The following is a 22,489-nucleotide window of genomic DNA, read 5'->3' as shown; positions in this document are numbered from 1 at the left end:
ATACTTACGAAGAATTAGGCATGCCCGTCGACAATAGAGCGATGTAAATTTTCTTAAAGATTTCTGTCGACTTGCTAATGCAGTGGCCGTAAGGTCAGTACAAGCATTTGGGGAGAGGACTTATGTCTGAGCCGTTCTTGTCGGAAATCAGAATCATGTCGTTCGTGTTCGCGCCAAAAGGCTGGGCACTCTGCAACGGCCAGCTCCTGCCCATCAATCAGAACCAGGCGTTGTTTTCGCTGCTCGGCACCACCTTCGGCGGCGACGGTCGGGTGAATTTCGCGCTTCCCGACTATCGCGGACGCATGCCTATCCATGTCGGCGCCGGCCATACGCTGGGCGAGCGCGGGGGCGAGCAGGCCCACACGCTGTCCATTGCTGAAATGCCTACCCATGTACACGCCGCCAACGCATCGTCCGCCACCGGCGTGAGCAACCTTCCCGCAAACAACGTCCTGGGCAACAGCACGCCGAACCTCCTTTATGGCCCGGTGCAAAATCTCGGTGCCATGGCTTCCGGCACCGTCACCAATATCGGCGACAGCCAGGCACATCTCAATATGCAGCCTTTTCTGGCATTGAGTTTCTGCATTGCCCTGCAGGGCATTTTCCCATCGCCGACCTGAGGAAACGCGATCATGGCACAACCCTATGTTGGCGAAGTTCGGATGTTTGCCGGTAACTTCGCGCCGGCCGGCTGGATGTTCTGCGAGGGGCAGTTGCTGCCCATCTCCGAGAACGAGACGCTTTTCCAACTGATAGGCACCACCTATGGCGGCGATGGCGAGAGCACCTTCGCGCTGCCTGACCTACGCGGCCGCCTTCCCATCCACCAGGGCAACGGGTTCATCCTAGCCGAGACGGGAGGCGCGGAGGACATCACGCTGACAATCCAGCAAATTCCGGCGCATACCCACGCCTTGCTGGCCTCGAGCGACGTCGCCAATCAGCCGAACCCCAGCCAAAGCGTCATCGGCAGATCAGGTCAGGTCAATGCGTTCATCAACGCCGGCCCGTCGGTGCCAATGAGCACCCAATTTCTCGGCAGCCGCGGCGGCAGCCAGCCACACAGCAATTTCCAGCCCTATCTGTGCGTCGACTTCATCATCTCGCTGTTCGGCATATTCCCTTCGCCGACTTAAAGAGGACCGTCATGGCTGATCCGTTCGTTGCCGAAATCCGCATCTTTCCGTTCAATTTCGCGCCCAAGGGCTGGGCCTGGTGCGATGGTCAATTGCTGCCGCTGTCGCAGAACACCGCACTGTTCTCGTTGCTCGGCACCACTTATGGCGGCAACGGCAAGTCCAACTTCGCCTTGCCGGATTTGCAAGGCCGCGCGCCGATGCACCCGGGGCAGGGGCCGGGCCTGTCGTTGCATGATCTCGGTGAAACCGGTGGTTCTGAAACGGTGTCCCTGCTGGAGTCCGAGATGCCGATGCATACCCATTTCGTTCAGGCCGCTCCTTCGCTTGTCAGCGGGGACAGCAACATCGCTCCCGGCAATGCGTTCGCCAAGTCAAGCCAGGGAAATGCATATGTCGCGCCAGGCAGCATGGTGTCGCTGTCGGACCAGACGATATCGCCTGCCGGCGGCGACCAGCCGCACAACAATATGCAGCCCTATCTCACCTGTTATTTCTGCATCGCGCTGCAAGGCGTTTTCCCACCAAGAGGCTGACACCGAGTCAACAGGGCAGGACCGATACGATGGCCAAGACAGCAGCACCAAAGTCCAAAGCGCCGACCCCCGCAGCCAAGAAGACGGCCGCGACGGCCACGTCGCCGACCGCGCCCATCTTCCAGAGCATGCCAGCCGGCGCTTCCTTCTTCGAACTGTCGCGGCTGATGGTGGTGGCCATCGATACGTCGGCCGGGCGCCTGATCCAGAAGGCACAGACCGCGCCGAACGGACCGTGGCCCGCCGCCTGGTCGATCATCGCTCCAGGCACCTTCGTGCAGATGACGGCCGGCATCACCAGGGACGGAAGGGTGGCCGTCGTCGCCCAGCTGTCAGGCAGCCCCAATCTGTTCTTCATCACCGAGGATGCCAATCAGGTCGGCCCGATCGACAAATGGACCGCGCCGATGAACATCGGCGCGCCGGCCGGCGCCGCCAGCTACTACGGCTTTTCGATGGCACGTGATGTTGATGGCCGCATCGAACTCTTCGTCCTCGACAACCAGGCGCGCATCTGGTGGATCTACCAGAACCCGGACCAGATCGTGCAGGTGCAGAAAACCATCACGCCGCCCGGCACCTCCACGCCGATCGTCGTCACCGTCGAGGAACGCGTTCCGCCCGTCAAGATGTGGAGCGACTGGCTGCAGATTCCCGGCGGACTGGTGTCGATCTCAGCGGTACGCCAGGCCGACGGGACCATTGCGTTGTTCGGCATCAATTCAGGAGCCAATCTCTACCGCTGCCAGCAGAATAAGGCGCAGGCGCTAAAGGTTGCGGACTGGACGGGCTGGGTGCAGATCGACACTCCAGGCACCGGCGGGTTCATCGCAATGGCGCCGATTGTCGGTCCGCTGGGCGCCACCAATCTGTTCGCCTTGACCAAGGGCGGCCAAGCCCTGCACACGCGCCAGAAACCGGCCGGAACCGCCACATGGACGCCTTGGGCAACCACAGGCTACAGCAGGGTCGGCAAATATACGCTGGCCGCCGGCATCGAGGGCAATGGCGACATCATGCTTGTCGCATCCGACGTACAGCATGTGCACGAGTTCAACGCGCAGTACGATGCTGCCACGCAGAACTGGTCGGGATGGCGCGACTTCAACGCTTCCAACGCCAACACGCGGCTGATGCTCGACTACAATGCCGATGGCCGCCTCGCGGTGTTCAGCCTGTTGAGCGGTGCCGCCGGCAATTCCAATTCGCTGTGGACGCTGTCGCAGATGAGCATCGACAGCACAGAGTGGGAATATTCCTGGGTGTCGCTTGCCGACAGCAACGTCAACCAGACCATCGTCGTGCGCGACCTGACGCCGCCGGTCTGACGGTTGGTTTCCGGCAGCGGGGCGGAAGGCAAGCAGGCCCGTCCGGCCTGGACCCGGTCTGACACGGCCGGGCTCCGCTGTCGTGCGGCAGCGGAGGCGGACTTGCCGTTCCTGTCGCGGCTCTATGCTTCGACGCGCATGGAAGAACTCGCGGTGACGTCGTGGAGCGAGGCGCAGAAGGCCGAATTCCTCGGTATGCAGTTCCAGGCCCAGCACGCGCATTACCGAAAACACTATCCCGAGGCCGACTGGCTGGTGGTGGAACGCGATAGCGAAGACATCGGCCGCCTCTACATCGAGCGCTGGCCGAGCCAGCACCGCATCATCGACATCGCTTTCCTGCCGGAGCATCGCCGCAAGGGCTACGGCACCGCACTGCTGCGCGATCTCATCGACGAGGCATGGTTAGCCGGCAAATCAGCCTCGATCCATGTCGAGAAGAACAATCCGGCGAGACGGCTTTACCTGGCGCTGGGCTTCGCGGTCGTCGAGGACAAGGGCGTTTATGACCTGATGGCCTGTGCGCCGTCAGGGGGCGACGATCTATGATCGTCGGAACCGATTTGTTGGCAGATGCGATCATTGTCTATGGTCATCGTTTGCGCTGCCCCTCACCTGCCTGCCGGCATCCTCTCCCCGTATAGTGACGGGGAGAGGGACGCTTTCGCCGCGGATTTCACCACTCTCCAGCGTTGCAAGAAAGGCGCCCGCGTCGCAGCCAGCCACTCTCGCCCCGTTTACGGGGAGAGATGTCCGGCAGGACAGTGAGGGGCGGCGCCGGCGGCAAGAATTGTCGCATTAGGCCCTGTCACGATGCGATAGGCCTGCATGCAGCCCAAAACTGGGTCCTAATTGAACACCGCCTCGTACAGCCGCCCCGTCGCATCGGCGGCGACCGGCACGATGAAGATCTCGTGGCTGCCGCTTTTCCCGGTGAAAAGATAGGTCGCCTGCGGCAGCGCGATGTCGCGCGGGCCTCTGAACAGCAGCGAGAAACCGCCACCCGGGCGCGGGCTGGCGGCGATTGGTTTGACCGCGCTCAGTTCGAGCGGGATCCGCTGGCCCCCGGCTTCTATGGTGAAGGTTTGTCCTTGCTCGAAATCCGACACCGACGCCATTCCGTTTCCCTCAATCTATCTGCTGGAGCGGTTCCGTGTTCGGATCGCTGATCCGGCTTTTGTTTCTTCGCAATTGCCAGGGAAAACTGCTCCACACTTTTCCTGGAATTGCTCCAGCGGCGGCACTGTCGCCGCTTCGCCGCAAGCTGTCCAGAGGCGGCAGGCCGACAGCCGTGCTCCCCAAGACAATCGATCGCCCGCAAACCCAAAATACAGCACCGCCTGTCCTTTTATGCACGCAAGAGACGCTGTAGTACTTTGTTCCTGCGCGGGATTCCTTTCGATCCAAGCTCGGTGCAAACAACAACAGATCCCGGCTTCGGGACCATTGGCGGCCAGATCGGCTTGCGGGAGACGGATGATGGCGGATGCAAAGACGGACGTGGCGAGCGATGCGTTGCCGCTGTTCTATTCGAGGCCCGAGGCGCTCAATCCGACGCGGCACGGCTCGCTCGGCCTGACCGCGCGCAGCGACTTCCGCTTCGCCCGCTCGGCGCACGCCATTCCGGTGGTCGCGTCGGAAATGCCGGCGGCGATGCGCTCCTACCCGATCGTCTTCATCGGCCCGGCCAAGTCGCCGGTGATCATCACCGGCGTGCGCCAGAACGAGAACCTGTTCGTCGATGCCGGCGGCAAATGGACCGGTCCGCACTACATCCCCGCCTATGTCCGGCGCTATCCCTTCATCCTGGCCGAAGACCCGACATCGGCCGGCCGGCTGACGCTGTGCGTCGAACGGGCCAGCGACCGCGTCGTCGACCAGCTGCTGGCGCCGTTGCGCGACGACAAGATCGCGCCGTTCTTCACCGGCAACGAGCCGACCGAAGCGACCAAACAGGCGCTCGCCTTCTGCAACCAGTTCCAGATCGACTTCAGAGCCACCCGCGAGATGGTCGAAAAGATCGATGCGCACGGCCTGTTCTCGCCGCGCCAGAGCAAGGTGACGCTGGAAGGCGGCGAGGTGCTCAACCTCACCGATTTCCAGGTGATCGACGAGCCGGCCTTCAACAAATTGAGCGACGAGGCGTTTCTCGACCTGCGCAAATCAGGTGCGCTCGGCCTGCTCTATTGCCACCTCGCCTCGACCAACAGCTGGACCTCGCTGGTGCATCAGGCATCGCTGCGGAAGGCGCATGGGGCAAAGAGCGCCTGAGGAAAACGTTGCGGTTTTCCCGGCGTAACCTTCCAACCGACGCGTCCGGACAGAAGGCTAGGCAGCAACCCTTCTGTCGTGCCGCCCTTCCCTGATCTCCTCGGCGAGCTTGTCGCAGAACGCGTCGAGATCGCCGGGGTTGCGGCTGGTAACAAGTCCCTGGTCGGTGACGACCTTGCTGTCCTCCCAAAGACCGCCGGCGTTGATCACATCGGTCTTGATCGATTTGTAAGAGGTGACCCGGCGACCCCTTACGATGCCTGTCTCGACGAGAAGCCAGGGCGCATGACAGATCGCGCCGACGACTTTCTTGGCCGACCAGAACGATTCGATGAAGTCCAGGGCCTTTCGCTCGACGCGCAGCAGATCGGGATTGATGACCCCGCCGGGCAGGACGATCGCGTCATAGTCGTGCGCCCGCGCCTCATCCAAAGTCTTGTCGACGGGAATCTCCCGACCCCAGTCCTTGAGGTCCCAGCCTTTGATCTTGCCGCTTGCGAGTGACACGACATCGACCTTGGCGCCCGCCTCGCGCAGCTTCTTCAGCGGCACCTCAAGTTCGGACTGCTCGAACCCGTTCGTCGCCAGAATAGCGACGCGCTTGCCGGAAATGTCCTGCATGGCTTTCTCCATCGTTGCGTTGAAGGAGGCTAACGAGGCGAGGCGGGAACCGTTCCCCACTGTAATTTTATGTGACTTCTGGGGGAGGGACGAAAGAGCTCCGCCAAAGCTCTTAGCCCGGCAAGCCCCAGAAACGAAAAAGCCGCGGCGGACCGCGGCTTTTCGATGCTTAGTCCCCTGGAGGAAACTGGAGCGGGTGAAGCGATTCGAACGCTCGACCCCAACCTTGGCAAGGTTGTGCTCTACCCCTGAGCTACACCCGCTCGCACGGCGTCTTGGCCGCAAGCCGGGCCTATATGGCTGAAGAGCGCGGCGATTGCAACAGGGAAATCGCAGGCTTTTTTGCGATGCGGCAAGCGGGACCGGCAAGCTGCTGGCGGGCGCGTGAGCGGCGGGCGGCGGGGCGCCAGCGCGAAGGGCGGCGCCGCTCACCATGATGTCGCATGACGGTCTTGTGTCGGCTGCCCCATTGGCCGTAAACGGCTGGCTAGAGAAATGGGACGAAGACGAAACCGATGCCGAAGACCGAAGCCGATTTGATGGCCTTTCTTGCCGAACTCGGTATTGCCACGTCGACGAAGCGCCATCCGCCACTTTACACGGTCGCGGATTCGCAGGCGCTGCGCGGCGAAATCGCCGGCGGGCACACGAAAAACCTGTTCCTGAAGGACAAGAAGGACAATTTCTTCCTGGTTACCGTCGGCGAGGACGCGGTCGTCGACCTGAAGCAAATCCATCAGGTGATCGGTGCGGCCAGCCGGGTTTCCTTCGGCAGACCGGAGATGCTGATGGAGCTGCTCGGCGTCACACCGGGCGCCGTCACGGTCTTTGGCGTCATCAACGACACGGCAAACAGGGTCAAGCTCGTGCTCGACAAGGATTTGATGCAGCATGCGGTGATCAATGGGCATCCGCTGACCAATGAGGCGACGACATCGATCGCGGCGCGCGACCTGATCAGATTCGTCGAGGCAACCGGGCACGATGCTGCTATCTTGAAAGTCTCCGTGTGATCGCCACATGGATGGCTTGAGTCAGATGGTCTGAAGCATAGGGCGCATGGCCGCCGGCCGGCGGCGCCACGGAAGGGTTAAAGAGATGAGCGACAACAATCCGTTCGGCGGCTCCTTTGGCGGCAATGGCGGCCAGTACACCACCTCGGTGCAGTATGGTGGAGCCGCGCCGGCGCCGGCGAAAGTCGCGCTTGGCGATGCGCCCGCCGCTCCCGCCGATGTGATCAAGGACACGACGACGGCTGCCTTTGCCGCCGATGTCATCCAGGAATCGCGCCGCCAGCCGGTTCTGGTCGATTTCTGGGCGCCCTGGTGCGGCCCTTGCAAGCAACTGACGCCGCAGTTGGAGAAGGCGGTCAAGGCCGCCGGCGGCAGGGTCAAGCTGGTCAAGATGAACATCGACGACCATCCCTCGATCGCCGGCCAGCTCGGCATCCAGTCTATACCCGCGGTCATTGCCTTCAAGGACGGCCAGCCGGTCGATGGCTTCATGGGCGCCATCCCGGAGAGCCAGATCAACGAATTCATCACCAAGGTCGGCGGCAAGGGCAATGGCGCGCCGCCGGTGGCCGAAGCCCTGGCTGCGGCCACCGAGGCGCGCGACGCCGGCGACATGCAGACCGCGGCCGACATCTATGACGCCATCCTGGCGCAGGCGCCGGAGACGATCGAGGCGATCGCCGGGCTGGGCGAACTGCTGTTCGACGCCGGCGACACGGAAGGCGCCGAGGCGCTTTTGGCAACAGCCCCGGAGGCCAAGAAGGATGCGCCGCCACTGGCAGCCCTGCGCGCCAGGATGGCGGTTGCGGCGCAGGCGGCGGCCCTCGGCAATCCGGCCGAGTTCGAGCGCCGGCTGGCGGAAAATCCCGGAGATCACCAGGCGCGTTTCGATCTGGCCATGATCCAGAACGCCAATGGCGACCGTACGGCTGCGGCCGACAATCTGCTGGCCATCATCAAGGCCGACCGGGCCTGGAACGAGGATGGCGCCAGGACGCAATTGCTGCAGCTGTTCGAGGCATGGGGCATGACCGACGAGGCAACGCTGGCGGCGCGCCGCAAATTGTCGGCATTGCTGTTTTCCTGAGCCGGCTGCCGGTTGTTTTGCCGCACGGGCTTGGCGTCGGCCACGACTGCGCCAGATTAGAACGGGATGACGCGCTTCTGGTGAAGCGATCGGAGGAATACGGTGCAAGCGGGAAACGCGCATTACCGGCTCGCCAAGGATTTGCCGTCGACGATCCCGATCTTTCCGCTCGAGGGTGCGCTTTTGCTGCCGGGAGGCCGCATGCCGCTCAACATATTTGAGCCGCGCTATCTGCAGATGGTGGACGAGGCGATTGCCGGCCCGCGGCTCATCGGCGTCATCCAGCCCAGTCTCGACGGCGCCTTGCGCGGCGATGGCGAGCCGGAGCTCTGCAATGTCGGTTGCGCCGGGCGCATCATCGCCTTTTCCGAGAGTGGCGACGGCCGCTACCTGATTTCGCTGCAGGGCGTGTGCCGGTTCCGCATTGCCCACGAATTGACGGTCAAGACGCCGTTTCGCCAGTGCAAGCCGGCGCCCTTCCTCACCGATCTCGATGAGGACGAGGCGGGCAACGAGATCGACCGGCCCTCGCTGCTCAAGGCATTTCGCGCCTATCTGCAGGCCAACGACCTGGAGGCCGACTGGGAAAGCGTCAGCCGGGCCGAAAATGCCATGCTGGTCAATGCGCTGTCGATGATGGCGCCCTACGGGCCGGCCGAGAAACAGGCGCTGCTCGAAGCGGCGGATTTGAGGACCCGGGCCGAGACGCTGATCGCCATCACCGAAATGGCGCTGGCGCGCGAGAATGAGGACTTTGGCTCGAGTCTACAATGAGAGGTTGCTATGGCGGCGGACGGACGTGACGGGAGGAAGGTCGACCCCAAGCTGCTGGAGCTGCTGGCCTGCCCGCTGACCAAGGGGCCGCTGGCCTGGGATCCAGAGCGCGGTGAGCTGATTTCCAGGGTCGCCAAGATTGCCTATCCGGTGCGTGACGGCATCCCGATCATGCTGCCTTCCGAGGCGCGGACGCTTTCGGTGGAGGATGTGCTGGCCCCGCCGCCGCCGCGCTTGGGTGGGCCGGGCTGAGGGGTACGAAGGATCGCCGACGTCCGCTTTCGTTCCGCTCTTGGCATGGCCTTGCCTACTGAAAATTCCGTCCCTTGGGCATGACCTGTTCCGCTTCTTCCGACAGCGTTGCGAGATCCTGCCGGACCAGCGCGTTCCCCGTCGCGGCTTGGCCGAAGCGATCGGGCCCCCTGGCAGCGCGCTCCGGAGGACCGGCGACCGCTGGTTCGGCCCCGCTGACCTTCTCCAGAAGCACGGTCAGCCAAGGCGTCAGATCCTCGATCCTCTCGGCGACGATGTGGACCACGCCCGATTCAGATTGCAATTTTCCGGTGACCTTGACGAACCGGGCGCCCATGACGATCGGCCGGTAACGGTCGAAGGTTCTTTGCCAGAAGATGACGTTGGCCACCGCCTTGTCGTCCTCCAGCGTCAGGAAGATCGCGTTCCCCTTGCCGGGGCGCTGCCGCACCAGCACGAGGCCGGCAACGGAGACACGCCTGCCGTCGCGCACGGAAGGCAGGTTCGCATTGGGGATGACGCCGGCGCGGTCGAGCCGCTCGCGCAGGAAGGCGACCGGATGCGCCTTCAGCGACAGGCCGAGCGCGCGGTAATCATGGATGACATGCTCGCCTAGCGGCATTTTCGGCAGCTTCGTCTCGGGCTCCAGCTCGCGCAGGCGAAGCGCCGGCTGGTCGAACAGCGGCAGCCTTTCGGCGGCGCTCTTGCCGTCGAGTGCGCGCACCGCCCACAAGGCTTCGCGACGATCAAGGCCGAGCGAACGGAAGGCGTCGGCCTGCGCCAACCGCTCGATCTCGCCGACATCGAGGCCGGAGCGCAACCAGACATCCCGGACGGATACGTAGCCTGAGCCGCGCTGTTCGACGAAAGCCTCCATGCGCTCTTTCGACAGGCCCTTGATCTGGCGGAAGCCGAGCCGGACGGCATGCTTCGTCTCGATGACGCCGCGCATCTCGGCATGGCGTGGGAGGATGCGGGCCGGATTGAAAGGCGCTTTCTCCAGCGTGCAGTCCCAGACCGAGAAATTGACGTCGACGTCGCGGATGTCGACGCCATGGTCGCTTGCGTCGCGCACCAGCTGGGCCGGCTGGTAAAACCCCATCGGCTGCGAATTCAGGATCGCGGCGCAGAACACGTCGGGATAGAAGGTCTTGAACCAGCAGGAGGCATAGACGAGCAGGGCGAAGGAAGCGGCATGGCTTTCGGGAAAGCCATATTCGCCAAAGCCCTCGATCTGCTTGAAGCAGCGCTCGGCGAAGTCCTTCGTGTAGCCCTTGCCGACCATGCCATTGATCATACGGTCGCGGTAATTGCCGATGGTGCCGGTGCGCTTGAAAGTGGCCATGGCGCGGCGCAGTTCATCGGCCTCGCCCGGTTTGAAACCACCGGCGACGATGGCGATATTCATCGCCTGCTCCTGGAACAGCGGCACGCCCAGTGTCTTGCTGAGGATCGCCTCCAGCTCCGGTTTTTGATACTCGGGTTTTTCCTTGCCTTGCCTGCGGCGCAGATAGGGATGGACCATGTCGCCCTGGATCGGGCCCGGCCGCACGATCGCCACCTCGATGACAAGGTCATAAAAGGTTTTCGGCTCAAGGCGCGGCAGCATCGACATCTGGGCGCGCGATTCGATCTGGAAGACGCCAAGCGTATCGGCGCGGCAGATCATTTTGTAAACTTGCCTATCCTCCGGCGGCAGGGTGGCCAGCACATAAGGTCGGCCGTATTTGTCTCGCGCCTTTGGATAGTGGTCAGTAAGCAAGGTGAAGGCGCGCTGGAGGCAGGTCAGCATGCCGAGCGCCAGCACGTCGACTTTCAGGATCTTCACCGCGTCGAGATCGTCCTTGTCCCATTCGACCATCTTGCGCTCGTCCATCGCCGTCTTGACGATGGGCACGATCTCGTCGAGCCGGTCCCTGGTGATGACGAAGCCGCCGACATGCTGCGACAGATGGCGGGGGAAGCCCATGATCTCATTGGCACGCTCCATCACGTGCCTCGACACCGGGTCGGTGCGGTCGAGGCCGCCGGCGCGGGCTTCCTTCTCGCCAAGCTCCGATGTCGACCAACCCCAGATCGAGCCGGAAAGCGATGCCCTGACATCCTCGGACAGGCCCATCGCCTTCGACACTTCGCGCAGCGCCGAACGGCCGCGATAGCTGATGACGGCGGCCGCAAGTGCCGTGCGCTTGCCGCTGTATTTCTCGTAGATGTACTGGATTACGGTTTCGCGCTTTTCGTGCTCGAAATCGACGTCGATATCCGGCGGCTCGTTTCTCTCCTCGGAAATGAAGCGCTCGAAGAGCGAATCGATTTTTTCCGGTCCTACTTCGGTGATGCCGATGCAGAAGCAGACGACCGAATTGGCGGCCGATCCACGTCCCTGGCAGAGAATATCCTTGCTGCGCGCGAACTTGACGATGTCGTAGACAGTCAGGAAATAGCGGGCATAGTTGAGGCGTTCGATCAAAGCGAGCTCTTCCTCGATGCGCCTGGTCACCGAATCCGGCACACCAGCCGGATAGCGGTTCGCCGCCCCCTCCCGAGCCAGTCTCGCCAGCTCAGCCTGTGGACCAAGACCCGATTCCGTCGGCTCGTCGGGGTAGTTGTACTGGAGGTCGCCAAGCGAGAAGGTCAATTCTTCCGCAAACCGCAGCGTCTCGGCCAGCGCCTGCGGATGCCGGCGGAACAGGCGCGCCATCTCCATTGGCGGCTTCAAATGGCGTTCGGCATTGGCGGTGAGTTGCAGCCCGACCTCGGCGACGGGCGTGTTGAGGCGGATCGCGGTCAGCACGTCCTGCAGCGGGCGCCGTTCGGCCGTGTGGTAGAGAACGTCGTTGGTTGCCATCAGCGGAACACCGACGCTCTCGGCAAGCGCTGCCGCCTGCTCGATACGGAAACGGTCATTGCCGGCATAACAGGGCGAAACGCCAAGCCGCAGGTTCCTGCCGAAACGGCCCTTGAGCTCACCAAGCAAAGCGAGACCGTCTTGCGCGCCCGCCGACAGATCGGGCAGGACCGCCAGCGACATCAGGTCACCCCATTCGAGAAGGTCGCCGCGCTGGAGGAGGGTGGCGCCTTTTTCGTTCTCGTCGCGCAGATTGGCTTGGGTCAGCATGCGGCAGAGATGTCCCCAGCCCTTGCGGTCCTGGGGATAGGCGAGGATGTCCGGCGTGCCGTCGCCGAAAACCAGCCGGCAGCCGGGATGATAGGAGAGTTTTTCGACCTTGGCCTGCTGCCAGGCGCGCACCACGCCGGCCACCGTGTTGCGGTCGGCAAGCCCGATCGCCGAGAAGCCCAGGAGCTTGGCCGCGACCACCAGCTCCTCCGGCTTGGAGGCGCCGCGCAGGAAGGAGAAATTCGACTGGATGCCGAACTCGGCATAGGGGATGACGGTCAGCGCGTTCATGCGAAAACACCATGCATGAACCAGCGCGGCGGCACCTGCGTGTTGCCGTAAAGACCTTGCCGGTAGAGCCAATAGCGGCGACCATCGGCGTCCTCGATGCGGAAATAGTCGCGGGTTGACGTGATCGGGTCGCTCGCTGCCTCGCGCCACCATTCGGCGGCGATGCGTTCCGGCCCTTCGGCGCGCGTGACCCGGTAGAGCGCGCGCCGCCAGCGGAAGTTCAGCGGTGGTCCTTCCGGCATTTCAGTGGCCGGCACATCGATGGGTTCGGGCGAGCGGAACAGCCGGATCGGCCGTTCCGGCGGAAAAATGGTTTGTGGTGGTGCCTGCAGCCTGTCCGGCTTTTTCGGCGGCGTGGTCCGGCGCGGCGCTTCGGTGAAGGGGATGGTGGCTACGGCACGCTCCGGCAGATGGCTTTCGACCGCGACCGGCCGGAGCACCGCGCCCTCGCCGAGCCGGGCGCGGACGCGGTCGGCGAACAGCGCGATATCGGCGCCGTCGTCGGTCACCTCGCCGGCAAGATCGGCCTGCTGCATGTCGAAGGTGGCTGCCGCCAACACCGAGAGCCGCACCAGATCGAAACCATAGCCGGCATCGATATCCTGCTCGATCGCGGCCAGTCTCTCATGGAACAGTTTCTGGATCAGCATGGGTTCGCGCATCGGCCGCGAGGTGCCGATGGCGATGCGGCTGACGGCGCCGTCGACGCGAAAGAGCAGCAGCGCCAGCGTCCTGGCGCCCTCGCCGCGGCGTTCGAGATCGGTTTTCAGGGTCGCCGCCAGCATGCCCACCAGCCGTTCGATGTCCTCGGTCAAGGTGACGGGTTCGGCGAGATGGCGTTCGACCGAAAGCGGCGCGACGGGAAGGCGCGGCGAGACAGCCTCATCGAGACGGCCAAGCGCCTGGTCGAGGCGCAGGAGCAGCAAGGCGCCGAAGCGGCGGGCGAGCGGCGCGCGCGGTGCCGCCATGACGGCGCCCGCCGTGCGCAGGCCCACACTTTCCAGGCTGGTGCGGGTCGAAGGTTCAATGCGCAGCGCGGCCAGCGGCAGGGGTGCCAGCAGCGCCTCCTCCTCACCTGACACAACGATGCGGTCGCCGCAAAAGCGTGCCGCCGCCCAGGCAGCACCCGGTGTCGCGGCAAGCCCGGCGCGGACATCGAAACCCTGGTGGAAGAAACGCGACAGGATGTCGTCCAGCATGGCGCGCTCGCCGCCGAACAGATGGGTGCAGCCGGTGACGTCGAGAAACAGGCCATCCGCCCCATCCAGGGCCACCAGCGGGGTGTAGCGGTCGCACCAGTCGGCAAGGCCTTCGAGCAGGCGGCGGTCGGCTTCCGGATCCGCCTCGACGATTTCGATCGACGGATGCATGGCGCGCGCATCGGCAATGCCCATGTCGCGCTTCAGGTGCAGCGCCTCAGCCCGCTCGTCGAGGGCCGAGATGCGCTGCGCGTTGCGGTCGCGATGGCTGATTACGAGCGGCGGGTGAGATGGGTGATCCGAGGGCCGGGAACGCCAGGACCGCCCCAGACGCTGGCGCAGGATCCTTTCCACCGCCAGATAGGGAAACCACAGGGACAGGATTCTTTGCCCGGTCTCTTCCCTCGCTCCATCTTTCGTCGAATGCGCGTTCATCGGGGTTCCACTCCAGTGTGAATTGTCCAGGCAGGGCCGTGCGGCTCTTGCCGATGGTGAGGGTGAAGGCCGGGCGGCCGATCGAGCCGGCCAGCGGTCCGGCAATGGTGTCGCGCGGTGTTGCCGGCGCCGACGCGACGATGAGGCGGACGGGTGCCGCCGTCGGTTCGGGCTCGGCCGCCTGCCGCAGCAGGAACACCGGCCGGCCGGCAGCTTGCGCCCTTGCATGCAGCCGGCGTGTCGCGGTCAGGTCCAGCCGCTGCGGATTGCCGCGGATTTCCAGGATGACGGCGGCGAGCGCCGTCATCCGGGCCGCCTCCTCGGCGACCCACAGCGCATCGACAAGCTTTGGCGCCTCGGTAAACAGCAATTGCTCCGGCCCGATGCCGAACGAGGCGTGAAGCCCCCTGGCATAGGGAAAGCCTGCCTCGCGAAAGATCTCCGATGTGCCGATCCACAGCACCGGCAGCCCCGGCGTTTGCTTGAGGATCAGGCTGGTGAGCGACAAAGCGAAGCCGGCGACGGCCCCGGCATCGCGGGTTTCCAGCCCATGGATTTCGCTCAGGGCGGCCTTCGGCAGGCCGCCGCTCAGGGCGGCGTCGAAGCGCTGGACGCCAATAGGCAGGAACGCATCCGGCAACGCCGCGGCAATGCCACGCCGGACGATTGTGAGATCTGTGTTGACGTCGGCATCAAGGGGCGCGGCGGCCGGCGCAGCCAAGCGCTCGGGCAGCGTTCCCTCGATTTTCGCGATCTGGCGGCGCAGGGCAAAAACAGTCTCCCGCGCCACGGCGGTCATCGCCATGACGGTCAGCTTCCACTCACAATTGTTCCTGTTATGTTCCTATAGATTCCAGAGCGCACCCCAAGAGTCAAGCAGACTCATAGGGAATTTATTCCTCTCCGCATGGAAGGCGCAGACGCATCGGCCCGTTCATTTGCCGATTCCGGTGCGAAAGCCTATATGCCGGGATCAAAGGACAAAGCATGGCCCGCATCTACAAGACCCGCACCTGGCACGACGAACTCTCGCCCTCGATGGACGAAATGGAGTTCCTGGCGCTGGAGGCGTACGCGCATCTGCCGGAAGATTTCCGCAAGCTGACCGGCGAGATCGTCATCCAGATCGCCGAATTCCCGACCGACGAGATCATGGACGATCTGTCGCTGGAAACGCCGTTCGACCTGCTCGGCCTGTTCGAGGGGCGAGGCATCGCCGAGCGCTGGAACCCGCAGACCGGCGAAGGCCCGAACCGCATCACGCTCTACCGCCGCGCCATCCTCGATTACTGGTCCGAAAACGAAGAGACGCTGGGCGACATCGTCACCCACGTGCTGATCCACGAGATCGGCCACCATTTCGGGCTGTCGGACGATGATATGGAGAAGATCGAAGAGGCGGCGGAGTAACTGCTTCCTGCGTCACGTGAATTGTCCATTCCTATCCAGTCGTCCAGAACTCAGCGGCGGCAAGGGTTCTTGGGATCTCGCTTCGGATAGGTTGGTCATCCCGCTGATGAAAAGATGCAGCGCCTTGCGCACGGCGAGCGATGGCGGCTCGGACGGATGCCACTCCGGAAAATGACCATCAACCACCATTCGTGCCAACCCATAGACAAAGGCACGAGCGGCAAGAACCAGATGATCGAAGTCCGCGTTCGCAGCCAACTGACCCTGCCGCTGCGCCTGGGTCAGCAGGTCGATCATCTTCCGGCGAATGGCCTCATTCTGACCGCGAAGACTGTCCGACGCGTCGAAATCAATCAGCGTTCGGGAACTGATGATCTGGAAATGCGTGGGATTGCCGATCGCCCATTCCAGATAGCCTTGTCCGATTGCTTCGAAGGCCACGATGGGATCCGCGCTGTCGACTTCTGAAAGTGCATTGGCAACGGCCTCTGTCAGCCGGTTCATGGCTTGTTCGGCGACCGCGGTCAGCAGCGCTGTTTTCGACTGAAAATGCCGGAAGGGCGCGCCGGGCGAAACGCCGGCCCGCTTTGCGGCTTCGCGCACGCTCACATTGTCGGGGCCGCCTTCCTCGACAAGTTGAATTGCAGCATCGATCAACGTGTCGCGCAAATTGCCATGGTGGTAGCCGGTGCGGTGAGGCGTCTTGGCTTTTGCCATCTCTTTTCCTTCGTTCCGTAGAGCTGCTTCACGCGTCCGTAGCACGATCCGCGATTTATGTAATCACCGTTTACAATGCAGGTAAGGGGATGTAAGCAGTGATTACAAATGGGACCGAAACAGGCCTGCGGTCTTCGCGGGCTCCCCGTTTTCCCAGAATGAGGAGACGAACATGTCTGCCAGAACCGCCGAACCCCGCCGTCCGCAATCGTTGATTTCGCTGAGGAGTCCAGCCGAAGAACCTCAGCACAACGAGAACCTCACGACTGTCCAGTCGAGCGCGGCTATGCCCAGCGTCACGCTTTATCGGCTTGCCGCCATCGCCGGGGTGGGAAGCGCGCTTATTCTTGTGGTTAACGCGGCCAAACGCAGCGCGCTCATCGCGACCACCGATCTGACACAACTTCTCGCGCCAGTCGCCGAGATATTGGCGCTTGGTCTTGTCGTCGGCCTGTTTCTCGCTTTTGGGCGGCGCGCGGGTCTGTTCGGCACCATCGCGTTTGTCATCAACTTCTTTGCACTGGCAAGTTTGGTCGGTGTGGAAGTGGTGATCAATCTGGTATTTTCGAAACTTCCGCTGACAACCATCATCGAGCTGCGCGCCGGCCCTCTCGGACTGGCTCTGGTCGTCAGTTCGTTCCTTTTTCTGCTTGGGACACTTGCGTTTGTAATCTCTCTTGTCGTTGCAAGAGGCGTGCCACGCATTCCGCTCGCCCTCTATTTCATTGGCGCGGTGCCTATTGCGCTCCGTGCGTTCGTGCCGGAGTGGGCCCTTGACCTGGGTTTGGTGACGCTTGCGGCAGCGATCGCCTGGCTGGGCGGGTGGCTGTGGATGCGAGCGTCGATTACCAGTCGCTGAGCTTCGTATCGGGCCCGTATTCCTGGCCGTCGATATCCTTGACCACGGCCTGGCCGCAACGCATCGTTTTGGCCTTCCTGTCGTAGGCATAGGTCGGCGAGCCGAACAGGTGCCAGCCCTTGTTCAGCGCCGCCGTCACCTTGTGGCAGAAGCTGGCATCGTCCGGAGCGGACAGAAAGCGGTAGAGTTTCATTGTTCAATTCCTGTCGTGAGTAGCCATAGCCCGCTCGCATCCATCGAGCATTTATGACCCGATGGCGGCTGCCTTCGCCAGCAGTTTTTCGGCCTGCGCCAGGTGCAGCCGCTCGACCATCCTGCCGTTCAGCGCGATCACGCCCTTGCCGGCATTCTCGGCGAGCGCGAAGGCTTCCTTCACCGAGCGCGCCTCGGCCACCGCTTCCGTGGACGGCGCGAAGGCGCGGTTGGCGGCTTCGATCTGGGCCGGGTGGATGAGGCTCTTGCCGTCGAACCCCATGGCGGCCGCCTCGGTGCATTCATGGGCAAAAGCGTCGAGGTCGCGAAAATCGTTGGAGACGCCGTCGAGCATGTCGATGCCGCCGGCGCGTGCGGCCAGCACCATCTGCATCAGCCATGGCACGAGGTAGCGCCGGTCAGGCGTTGCCAGAATGCCGGTCTCCTTGACCAAATCATTCGTTCCGGCAACGAAACAATTGAGCCGCGAGGCCGGGTCGCGGCCAAGCTCGGCGATGGCGCCGATGTTGAGCAGCGCCTTGGGCGTTTCGATCATCGCCCATAGTTTCACGCTGTCGGGAGCGAAATTGTCGTCGAGCACATCGCCGGCCTCGAGCAGGTCGCGCGGCGTGTCGACCTTGGGCAGCAGGATGCCGTCGGGCTCACAGCTTGCGGCAGCCAGCAGGTCGTCGGCGCCCCATGCGCTGGCCAGCGCATTGATGCGCACGATCATCTCGCAGCGTTCGTTGGGGCGATTGGCGAAAATGCCGGCCAGTTTTGCGCGAGCGGCGATCTTGTCGGCCGGAGCGACGGCGTCTTCCAGGTCGATGATGATTGCGTCGCAGGCAAGCTGCGCGATCTTGGCCAGGGCCTTGTCGTTGGAGGCCGGGACGTAGAGCACCGAGCGGCGCGGGCGATAGGTTTCCATGGGTGATCTATGCCGCTTGTGGGTGGGTGAGGCAAGCGCGCAGGACAGTCCGATCTCCCCCCTCGTGGGGGAGATGGCCGGCAGGCCAGAGGGGGGCGCTGTCCTGCCGACCTATCATTGATTGCAATTGCACTCTGAGGCTGTTCTCAGCGGGAGCGGAGTAACCGGGGTCGGCGATCCTTCACGCCCCCCTCTGCCCTGCCGGGCATCTCCCCCACGAGGGGGGAGATTGGCAGCTTCGGCCTCTGCACGAAAACTGCACAGGCCTGCGGAAAACCTCCTCGGATCCGCCCTGCGATCTCCCTGCCGGCCTGACAAACAGGTGGCATGCAAAAGCGAGCAAAACCCTTCCTGCCCTTCCGACTGCGCAGCGAAGGCTGGTGGCTGGCCGATCCGCCGCGCGCGTGTCCTGTCGCAACCCTCATTCCCTTTGTACACAGAAGCCCGCCAACGGTTCGGCGGGTCAGGAAAGCCAGGTCATGACAGCGTTGTTCTCCGCCGCGCCGAGTTATTGCAGCCGCTTCGGTGTCGCCGTGCTGCTGGCAGCACTTGCGGATTTCCTGTTCTATGGCCAGCCCGCCGGCATCACGGTTTTCCTGTTCGCCCTGCTGATTGCCGCGGCGGTCGTGGCCGTGCACCCGGCGGCTTTCAGCGACGGCAGGGTCTGGCTCAAGCCCATCGCCTTGCTTGTCGCGCTGCTGCCGCTGGCTGAAAACGTCAGCACCCTGTCGGTCTCGATCGCGCTGGCGGCGCTGAGCGTCTTCGCGCTCTCGCTGAGCGGGCGGTTGCGGCACAGCATCGCCCGTATTGCCGGCCAGATCGCGCTGTTCGGGCTGGCGGCGCCGTTCCGCTTCGCCAATGATTTCATCCGCTGGCGCAGGACGGCGCGGCGGTTCGGCCGACGGCGTGTTCGCCTCGCGGCGATCGCTGTCTGGGTGATGCCGCTGACGCTGGGAGCGGTCTTCCTGGCGCTGTTCGGTGTGGCCAATCCGGTCATCGACTACTGGCTGTCGCTGATCGACCTCGTGAGGCTGCTCGATCTTATCCAGCTGGTGCGGATTGCCTTCTGGCTGTTCGTGCCCGCCGCTGTCTGGACTTTTCTGCGGCCGCGCCTGCCGCGCCTGGTTCGCCGCATCCCGCGCGCGGCGCCGGCGGTCGGCGCTCAAGCCGACAAAACCGTCACCACCATCGAAGACATCCTGTTCGGCAAGGCCGCCATCCTGCGCGCCCTGATCGTCTTCAACATCCTGTTTGCGCTGCAGACGGCGCTCGACGCCACCTATCTGTGGGGCGGGGCGGCCCTTCCCGACGGGCTGAGCTACGCGGCCTACGCGCATCGTGGCGCCTATCCCTTGATCGTCACGGCGCTGCTTGCCGCCGGCTTCGTGCTGGCAGCGCTGCGGCCAGGCAGCGAGACATCGGCCGATCCGCTCATCCGCCGGCTGGTCTATGCCTGGGTGGCGCAGAACATCATGCTGGTCGTCTCGTCGATCCTGCGGCTCGACCTCTATATCGGCATCTATGCATTGACCTACTGGCGCGTCGCCGCCTTTGCCTGGATGGGGCTGGTGGCAGCAGGCCTGGCCCTGATCATTGCCCGCATCGCGCTCAGAAAATCCAACGAATGGCTGCTCTCCGCCAATCTTCTGACGTTATCCCTGACGCTTTATGCCGGCTGCTTCATCAATTTTGCAGCGACGATCGCCAACTACAATGTCGACCATTCCCTCGAAGTGACCGGCCAGGGCATTCCCCTAGACGCCTGGTATCTTCACTCGCTCGGTCCGGGCGCGTTTCCCGCACTCGATCGCTTCCTCGAGCAGCAGGGCAAGACGCCGGCCGCCGGCACTGTCCGCGAACTGGCTGGCGTGCGCGGCAGCGACGAAATCTGGTATCGAACTATCCAGCGGAACTGGCGGGCCTGGAGCTTTCGCGACTGGCGGCTGCTGCGATATCTCGACAGCAAGGGGCCGTTCGTGGTTCCTGACGTCCCAGAACCTGTGCCGGACCGCTGATCCATGCCGCATCACATCCTCGTCGCCGACGATGACCCGCACATCCGCGAGGTGATCTGCTTCGCGCTGGAAAAGGCCGGCATGAAAACGACAGGGGTGGCCGACGGTGCCGCCGCCTTGCAGGCGATCGGCCGCCGGGCGCCGGATCTTGTCGTGCTCGATATAGGCATGCCGGAAATGGACGGGCTGGAGGTCTGCCGGCGGCTGCGGCACACATCCGATGTGCCGGTGCTGTTCCTGTCCGCGCGCGACGAGGAGATCGACCGCATCCTCGGCCTCGAAATGGGCGGCGACGACTATGTGACGAAACCATTCAGCCCGCGCGAGCTGGTCGCCCGCGTCAATGTCATCCTGCGGCGCGCCCGCCCGGTGCCGCCCGAACCAGCCGACGAAAGGCAGTTTTCGCATGGCAAGCTGGCTCTGGCGCCGGCCAGCCATGCCGCCAGCTTCGACGGTAGGCCGCTTGCCCTGACAGGGATAGAGTTTTCGATCCTGAAGGGGTTCCTGGCGCGGCCGGCGCATGTGCTCGACCGCGACGCGGTGATGGCCAGCGCCTATGCCGGCAACATCCACGTCGCCGGCCGCACCGTCGACAGCCATATCCGCAACATCCGCGCCAAGCTGGCGGCAGTGGGTTGCCTGGATGTCATCGAGACCGTGCATGGCGTCGGCTTCCGGCTTGGCCGATGCGGCTGACGACGTCCAGCAAATGGATCGGCCGCAAATGGCGGCCACGGCTTGCCACGGTCGTCGTCGCCATCCTGATCATGGTGATGGCCTTGCCGCTGGTCGGCCTGTTCTTCTTCCGGCTCTACGAAAACCAGCTCATCCGCCAGACCGAGGCGGAGCTGATCGCGCAAGGCGCGGCCATCGCCGCCATCTATGCGCAGGATGTGCGTGACGCCGGCACCCCGCCGGAAAAGCTCGGCGCGCCGATGCCGGGGCCAGCCGGGGATTCGAGCCGAAGCGGCAATCCGGACCCGCTCTACAGGCCAATCGAGCCGCAACTCGATCTTGCCTCAGATTATGTGCTGCCGACCCGGCCGGCGGCGATCGCTGCCACCGCCGATCCTGCCTTTGCCGCGATCGGCACCCGTCTGTCCGGTATTCTCGACGCCACCCAGAAAACCACGCTGGCCGGCTTCCGGCTGCTCGACCCCCGGGGCGTCGTCATTGCCGGACGCGGCGAGGTCGGCCAGTCGCTCAGCGAGGTCGAAGAGGTGCGCACAGCACTTGCCGGCCACTATGCCAGCGCGCTCAGGCTGCGCATCCGCGACCAGCCGGCGCCGCCGCTTTATTCGGTCAGCCGCGGCACCAAGGTGCGTGTCTTCGCCGCTTTGCCGGTGGCCGTCGACGGCAAGGTCGCCGGCGTTGTCTATGTGTCGCGGACGCCCAACAACATCATCAAGCATCTCTATGGCGAACGCGGCAAGGTGACGTTGGCGGCGATTGCCATTCTCGGCGGCACGCTGCTCATCGGCCTCATCTTCCTGCGCACCGTCAGCCGGCCGATCTATGCGCTGATCGACCGCACCGAGCGCATCGCCGCCGGCGACCGCGCGGCGATCAGGCCGCTCGACCATCACGGCACGCGAGAGATGGCGGAGCTTTCCGCCGCCTTCCTCGACATGGCCGAAAAACTGCAGGCGCGTTCCGACAGCATCCAGACGTTCGCCACCCATGTCTCGCATGAGCTCAAATCGCCACTGACAGCGATCCAGGGCGCGGCCGAATTGCTGCGCGATTCCGGTAGCGCGATGGACGATACGGAGCGGCGGCGCTTTTCCGACAATATCGTCACCGACGCTGGGCGGCTCAATCTGCTGGTTCGCCGTCTGCTCGACCTGGCGCGCGCCGAAAACCTGGCGCCGAGCGGCGAAAGCACATCGATCGGTGCGGCGCTGGCGCTGCTTCCCGTAGACAACAGGCTGGCGGTTAGCATCGGAGCCGGCGGCGACATCAGATTGCGCATATCGGCCGAGAACGCGGCTATCGTGCTGGCCAATCTCATCGACAATTCGGCCAGGCACGGCGCGACACAGGTTTCTGTCTCTGCTACGAGCGCCGACGGCAAGGCGAGCCTCCTGGTCAGCGACGATGGCGTCGGCATTTCGCCGAGCAACCGGGCGCGCATTTTCGAGCCGTTTTTCACCACGCGGCGCGAACAGGGCGGCACCGGCATGGGCCTTGGCATCGTGCTGGCCCTCCTGAAAGCGCATGATGGTATGATCGCGCTGGTTGACAGCGAACGCGGCACGCGCTTCGAGATCATTCTGCCGGTGGCGTGAAGGACACCATCGG

Annotated in this window: 23 protein-coding genes and 1 tRNA gene; 15 read left to right on the top strand and 9 right to left on the bottom strand. The window is 63.8% G+C overall.

The annotated features are described in order from the left end of the window. Positions 1–122: 122 nt before the first annotated feature. The 5 genes from MESCI2_RS0116280 to MESCI2_RS0116255 are packed head-to-tail and all read left to right on the top strand — an operon-like array spanning position 123 to position 3,555. The gene (locus MESCI2_RS0116280) at positions 123–626 is read left to right on the top strand and encodes a phage tail protein (RefSeq protein WP_027037515.1); all 504 of its coding nucleotides are present in this window, start codon (positions 123–125) and stop codon (positions 624–626) included. 12 nt (positions 627–638) lie between these two features. Further along, the gene (locus tag MESCI2_RS0116275) at positions 639–1,142 is read left to right on the top strand and encodes a phage tail protein (RefSeq protein WP_027037514.1); all 504 of its coding nucleotides are present in this window, start codon (positions 639–641) and stop codon (positions 1,140–1,142) included. Between the two features lie 11 nt (positions 1,143–1,153). Next, the gene (locus MESCI2_RS0116270) at positions 1,154–1,678 is read left to right on the top strand and encodes a phage tail protein (RefSeq protein ID WP_027037513.1); all 525 of its coding nucleotides are present in this window, start codon (positions 1,154–1,156) and stop codon (positions 1,676–1,678) included. A gap of 29 nt (positions 1,679–1,707) precedes the next feature. Continuing rightward, positions 1,708–3,006 (top strand): hypothetical protein, encoded by a 1,299-nt coding sequence (locus tag MESCI2_RS0116260; RefSeq protein ID WP_155936615.1) that lies wholly within the window; start codon positions 1,708–1,710, stop codon positions 3,004–3,006. Positions 3,007–3,009: 3 nt separating this feature from the next. Continuing rightward, complete coding sequence (locus tag MESCI2_RS0116255; protein WP_027037511.1) at positions 3,010–3,555, top strand: GNAT family N-acetyltransferase; 546 nt, start codon at positions 3,010–3,012, stop codon at positions 3,553–3,555. 299 nt (positions 3,556–3,854) lie between these two features. On the opposite strand, the gene MESCI2_RS0116250 is transcribed toward MESCI2_RS0116255, so the two are convergent. Then, complete coding sequence (locus MESCI2_RS0116250) at positions 3,855–4,124, bottom strand: DUF6916 family protein (protein ID WP_027037510.1); 270 nt, start codon at positions 4,122–4,124, stop codon at positions 3,855–3,857. 361 nt (positions 4,125–4,485) lie between these two features. Between MESCI2_RS0116250 and MESCI2_RS0116245 the strand changes: the two genes are divergently transcribed. Beyond that, complete coding sequence (locus MESCI2_RS0116245) at positions 4,486–5,277, top strand: SapC family protein (protein WP_027037509.1); 792 nt, start codon at positions 4,486–4,488, stop codon at positions 5,275–5,277. Between the two features lie 57 nt (positions 5,278–5,334). On the opposite strand, the gene MESCI2_RS0116240 is transcribed toward MESCI2_RS0116245, so the two are convergent. Together MESCI2_RS0116240 and MESCI2_RS0116235 are read right to left on the bottom strand one after the other, a co-directional pair. Continuing rightward, entirely contained in the window at positions 5,335–5,898 is a 564-nt protein-coding gene (locus MESCI2_RS0116240; protein ID WP_027037508.1) for a type 1 glutamine amidotransferase domain-containing protein, read from the bottom strand. Positions 5,899–6,086: 188 nt separating this feature from the next. Then, positions 6,087–6,161, bottom strand: a tRNA-Gly gene (locus MESCI2_RS0116235). 252 nt (positions 6,162–6,413) lie between these two features. Here MESCI2_RS0116235 and MESCI2_RS0116230 point away from each other — a divergent pair. The 4 genes from MESCI2_RS0116230 to MESCI2_RS0116215 all read left to right on the top strand — a co-directional run bounded on the left by MESCI2_RS0116230 (position 6,414) and on the right by MESCI2_RS0116215 (position 9,024). Continuing rightward, entirely contained in the window at positions 6,414–6,911 is a 498-nt protein-coding gene (locus MESCI2_RS0116230; RefSeq protein ID WP_027037507.1) for a prolyl-tRNA synthetase associated domain-containing protein, read from the top strand. Between the two features lie 85 nt (positions 6,912–6,996). Continuing rightward, a complete protein-coding gene (trxA, locus tag MESCI2_RS0116225) occupies positions 6,997–7,998 on the top strand; it encodes a thioredoxin (RefSeq protein WP_027037506.1) in 1,002 nt (333 codons plus the stop codon). A 102-nt stretch (positions 7,999–8,100) separates the two neighbouring features. Then, the gene (locus tag MESCI2_RS0116220; RefSeq protein ID WP_027037505.1) at positions 8,101–8,772 is read left to right on the top strand and encodes an LON peptidase substrate-binding domain-containing protein; all 672 of its coding nucleotides are present in this window, start codon (positions 8,101–8,103) and stop codon (positions 8,770–8,772) included. A 9-nt stretch (positions 8,773–8,781) separates the two neighbouring features. Continuing rightward, complete coding sequence (locus tag MESCI2_RS0116215) at positions 8,782–9,024, top strand: Trm112 family protein (protein ID WP_027037504.1); 243 nt, start codon at positions 8,782–8,784, stop codon at positions 9,022–9,024. Between the two features lie 55 nt (positions 9,025–9,079). Here MESCI2_RS0116215 and MESCI2_RS0116210 read toward each other — a convergent pair whose 3' ends face one another. Genes MESCI2_RS0116210 through MESCI2_RS1000000138835 form a run of 3 tightly spaced genes read right to left on the bottom strand, consistent with a single transcriptional unit; the run spans position 9,080 to position 14,872 of the window. Further along, positions 9,080–12,433, bottom strand: coding sequence for an error-prone DNA polymerase (locus tag MESCI2_RS0116210; RefSeq protein WP_027037503.1), 3,354 nt, complete (start codon positions 12,431–12,433; stop codon positions 9,080–9,082). Next, positions 12,430–13,875, bottom strand: a complete 1,446-nt coding sequence (locus MESCI2_RS0116205) for a DNA polymerase Y family protein (RefSeq protein ID WP_245270359.1) — start codon at positions 13,873–13,875, stop codon at positions 12,430–12,432. The genes MESCI2_RS0116210 and MESCI2_RS0116205 overlap by 4 nt, the downstream gene beginning before the upstream one ends. Then, positions 13,850–14,872: a hypothetical protein gene (locus tag MESCI2_RS1000000138835; RefSeq protein ID WP_027037501.1), complete on the bottom strand. Its 1,023-nt coding sequence runs from the start codon at positions 14,870–14,872 to the stop codon at positions 13,850–13,852. The genes MESCI2_RS0116205 and MESCI2_RS1000000138835 overlap by 26 nt, the downstream gene beginning before the upstream one ends. Before the next feature lie 182 nt (positions 14,873–15,054). On the opposite strand from MESCI2_RS1000000138835, the gene MESCI2_RS0116195 reads away from it, so the two are divergent. Then, positions 15,055–15,477 (top strand): metallopeptidase family protein, encoded by a 423-nt coding sequence (locus tag MESCI2_RS0116195; RefSeq protein WP_023763026.1) that lies wholly within the window; start codon positions 15,055–15,057, stop codon positions 15,475–15,477. 12 nt (positions 15,478–15,489) lie between these two features. Here MESCI2_RS0116195 and MESCI2_RS01000000134725 read toward each other — a convergent pair whose 3' ends face one another. Continuing rightward, the gene (locus tag MESCI2_RS01000000134725) at positions 15,490–16,194 is read right to left on the bottom strand and encodes a TetR/AcrR family transcriptional regulator (RefSeq protein ID WP_050596566.1); all 705 of its coding nucleotides are present in this window, start codon (positions 16,192–16,194) and stop codon (positions 15,490–15,492) included. Positions 16,195–16,366: 172 nt separating this feature from the next. Between MESCI2_RS01000000134725 and MESCI2_RS0116185 the strand changes: the two genes are divergently transcribed. Then, positions 16,367–17,053: a hypothetical protein gene (locus tag MESCI2_RS0116185; protein ID WP_197031550.1), complete on the top strand. Its 687-nt coding sequence runs from the start codon at positions 16,367–16,369 to the stop codon at positions 17,051–17,053. Here the strand turns inward: MESCI2_RS0116185 and MESCI2_RS0116180 are convergent. Together MESCI2_RS0116180 and MESCI2_RS0116175 are read right to left on the bottom strand one after the other, a co-directional pair. Continuing rightward, a complete protein-coding gene (locus MESCI2_RS0116180) occupies positions 17,040–17,246 on the bottom strand; it encodes a DUF1737 domain-containing protein (RefSeq protein ID WP_027037499.1) in 207 nt (68 codons plus the stop codon). The genes MESCI2_RS0116185 and MESCI2_RS0116180 overlap by 14 nt on opposite strands. Positions 17,247–17,297: 51 nt before the next feature. Then, a complete protein-coding gene (locus tag MESCI2_RS0116175; RefSeq protein WP_027037498.1) occupies positions 17,298–18,173 on the bottom strand; it encodes an HpcH/HpaI aldolase/citrate lyase family protein in 876 nt (291 codons plus the stop codon). 479 nt (positions 18,174–18,652) lie between these two features. Here MESCI2_RS0116175 and MESCI2_RS0116170 point away from each other — a divergent pair, with 479 nt between their 5' ends. Genes MESCI2_RS0116170 through MESCI2_RS0116160 form a run of 3 tightly spaced genes read left to right on the top strand, consistent with a single transcriptional unit; the run spans position 18,653 to position 22,476 of the window. After that, entirely contained in the window at positions 18,653–20,188 is a 1,536-nt protein-coding gene (locus MESCI2_RS0116170) for a DUF4153 domain-containing protein (protein WP_027037497.1), read from the top strand. Between the two features lie 3 nt (positions 20,189–20,191). Beyond that, positions 20,192–20,884, top strand: coding sequence for a response regulator transcription factor (locus MESCI2_RS0116165; RefSeq protein ID WP_027037496.1), 693 nt, complete (start codon positions 20,192–20,194; stop codon positions 20,882–20,884). Next, positions 20,875–22,476 carry an ATP-binding protein gene (locus MESCI2_RS0116160; RefSeq protein ID WP_027037495.1) on the top strand — a complete coding sequence of 534 codons (1,602 nt, stop codon included), beginning with the start codon at positions 20,875–20,877 and terminating at the stop codon, positions 22,474–22,476. The genes MESCI2_RS0116165 and MESCI2_RS0116160 overlap by 10 nt, the downstream gene beginning before the upstream one ends. Positions 22,477–22,489: the final 13 nt, after the last annotated feature.

The organism is Mesorhizobium ciceri WSM4083 (genome assembly GCF_000519305.1).
GTDB lineage: Bacteria > Pseudomonadota > Alphaproteobacteria > Rhizobiales > Rhizobiaceae > Mesorhizobium > Mesorhizobium ciceri_B.
The sequence above is the reverse complement of the archived record's forward strand: the minus strand, read 5'-3'. Positions and strand labels throughout refer to the sequence as shown.

Bases quoted from the DNA above. Each gene is read 5' to 3' on its own strand.
- MESCI2_RS0116280 (WP_027037515.1), top strand. From the start codon at position 123: ATGTCTGAGCCGTTCTTGTCGGAAATCAGAATCATGTCGTTCGTGTTC.
- MESCI2_RS0116275 (WP_027037514.1), top strand. From the start codon at position 639: ATGGCACAACCCTATGTTGGCGAAGTTCGGATGTTTGCCGGTAACTTC.
- MESCI2_RS0116270 (WP_027037513.1), top strand. From the start codon at position 1,154: ATGGCTGATCCGTTCGTTGCCGAAATCCGCATCTTTCCGTTCAATTTC.
- MESCI2_RS0116260 (WP_155936615.1), top strand. From the start codon at position 1,708: ATGGCCAAGACAGCAGCACCAAAGTCCAAAGCGCCGACCCCCGCAGCC.
- MESCI2_RS0116250 (WP_027037510.1), bottom strand. From the start codon at position 4,124: ATGGCGTCGGTGTCGGATTTCGAGCAAGGACAAACCTTCACCATAGAA.
- MESCI2_RS0116245 (WP_027037509.1), top strand. From the start codon at position 4,486: ATGGCGGATGCAAAGACGGACGTGGCGAGCGATGCGTTGCCGCTGTTC.
- MESCI2_RS0116240 (WP_027037508.1), bottom strand. From the start codon at position 5,898: ATGCAGGACATTTCCGGCAAGCGCGTCGCTATTCTGGCGACGAACGGG.
- MESCI2_RS0116230 (WP_027037507.1), top strand. From the start codon at position 6,414: ATGCCGAAGACCGAAGCCGATTTGATGGCCTTTCTTGCCGAACTCGGT.
- trxA (WP_027037506.1), top strand. From the start codon at position 6,997: ATGAGCGACAACAATCCGTTCGGCGGCTCCTTTGGCGGCAATGGCGGC.
- MESCI2_RS0116215 (WP_027037504.1), top strand. From the start codon at position 8,782: ATGGCGGCGGACGGACGTGACGGGAGGAAGGTCGACCCCAAGCTGCTG.
- MESCI2_RS0116210 (WP_027037503.1), bottom strand. From the start codon at position 12,433: ATGAACGCGCTGACCGTCATCCCCTATGCCGAGTTCGGCATCCAGTCG.
- MESCI2_RS1000000138835 (WP_027037501.1), bottom strand. From the start codon at position 14,872: ATGGCGATGACCGCCGTGGCGCGGGAGACTGTTTTTGCCCTGCGCCGC.
- MESCI2_RS0116195 (WP_023763026.1), top strand. From the start codon at position 15,055: ATGGCCCGCATCTACAAGACCCGCACCTGGCACGACGAACTCTCGCCC.
- MESCI2_RS01000000134725 (WP_050596566.1), bottom strand. From the start codon at position 16,194: ATGGCAAAAGCCAAGACGCCTCACCGCACCGGCTACCACCATGGCAAT.
- MESCI2_RS0116185 (WP_197031550.1), top strand. From the start codon at position 16,367: ATGTCTGCCAGAACCGCCGAACCCCGCCGTCCGCAATCGTTGATTTCG.
- MESCI2_RS0116180 (WP_027037499.1), bottom strand. From the start codon at position 17,246: ATGAAACTCTACCGCTTTCTGTCCGCTCCGGACGATGCCAGCTTCTGC.
- MESCI2_RS0116175 (WP_027037498.1), bottom strand. From the start codon at position 18,173: ATGGAAACCTATCGCCCGCGCCGCTCGGTGCTCTACGTCCCGGCCTCC.
- MESCI2_RS0116170 (WP_027037497.1), top strand. From the start codon at position 18,653: ATGACAGCGTTGTTCTCCGCCGCGCCGAGTTATTGCAGCCGCTTCGGT.
- MESCI2_RS0116165 (WP_027037496.1), top strand. From the start codon at position 20,192: ATGCCGCATCACATCCTCGTCGCCGACGATGACCCGCACATCCGCGAG.
- MESCI2_RS0116160 (WP_027037495.1), top strand. From the start codon at position 20,875: ATGCGGCTGACGACGTCCAGCAAATGGATCGGCCGCAAATGGCGGCCA.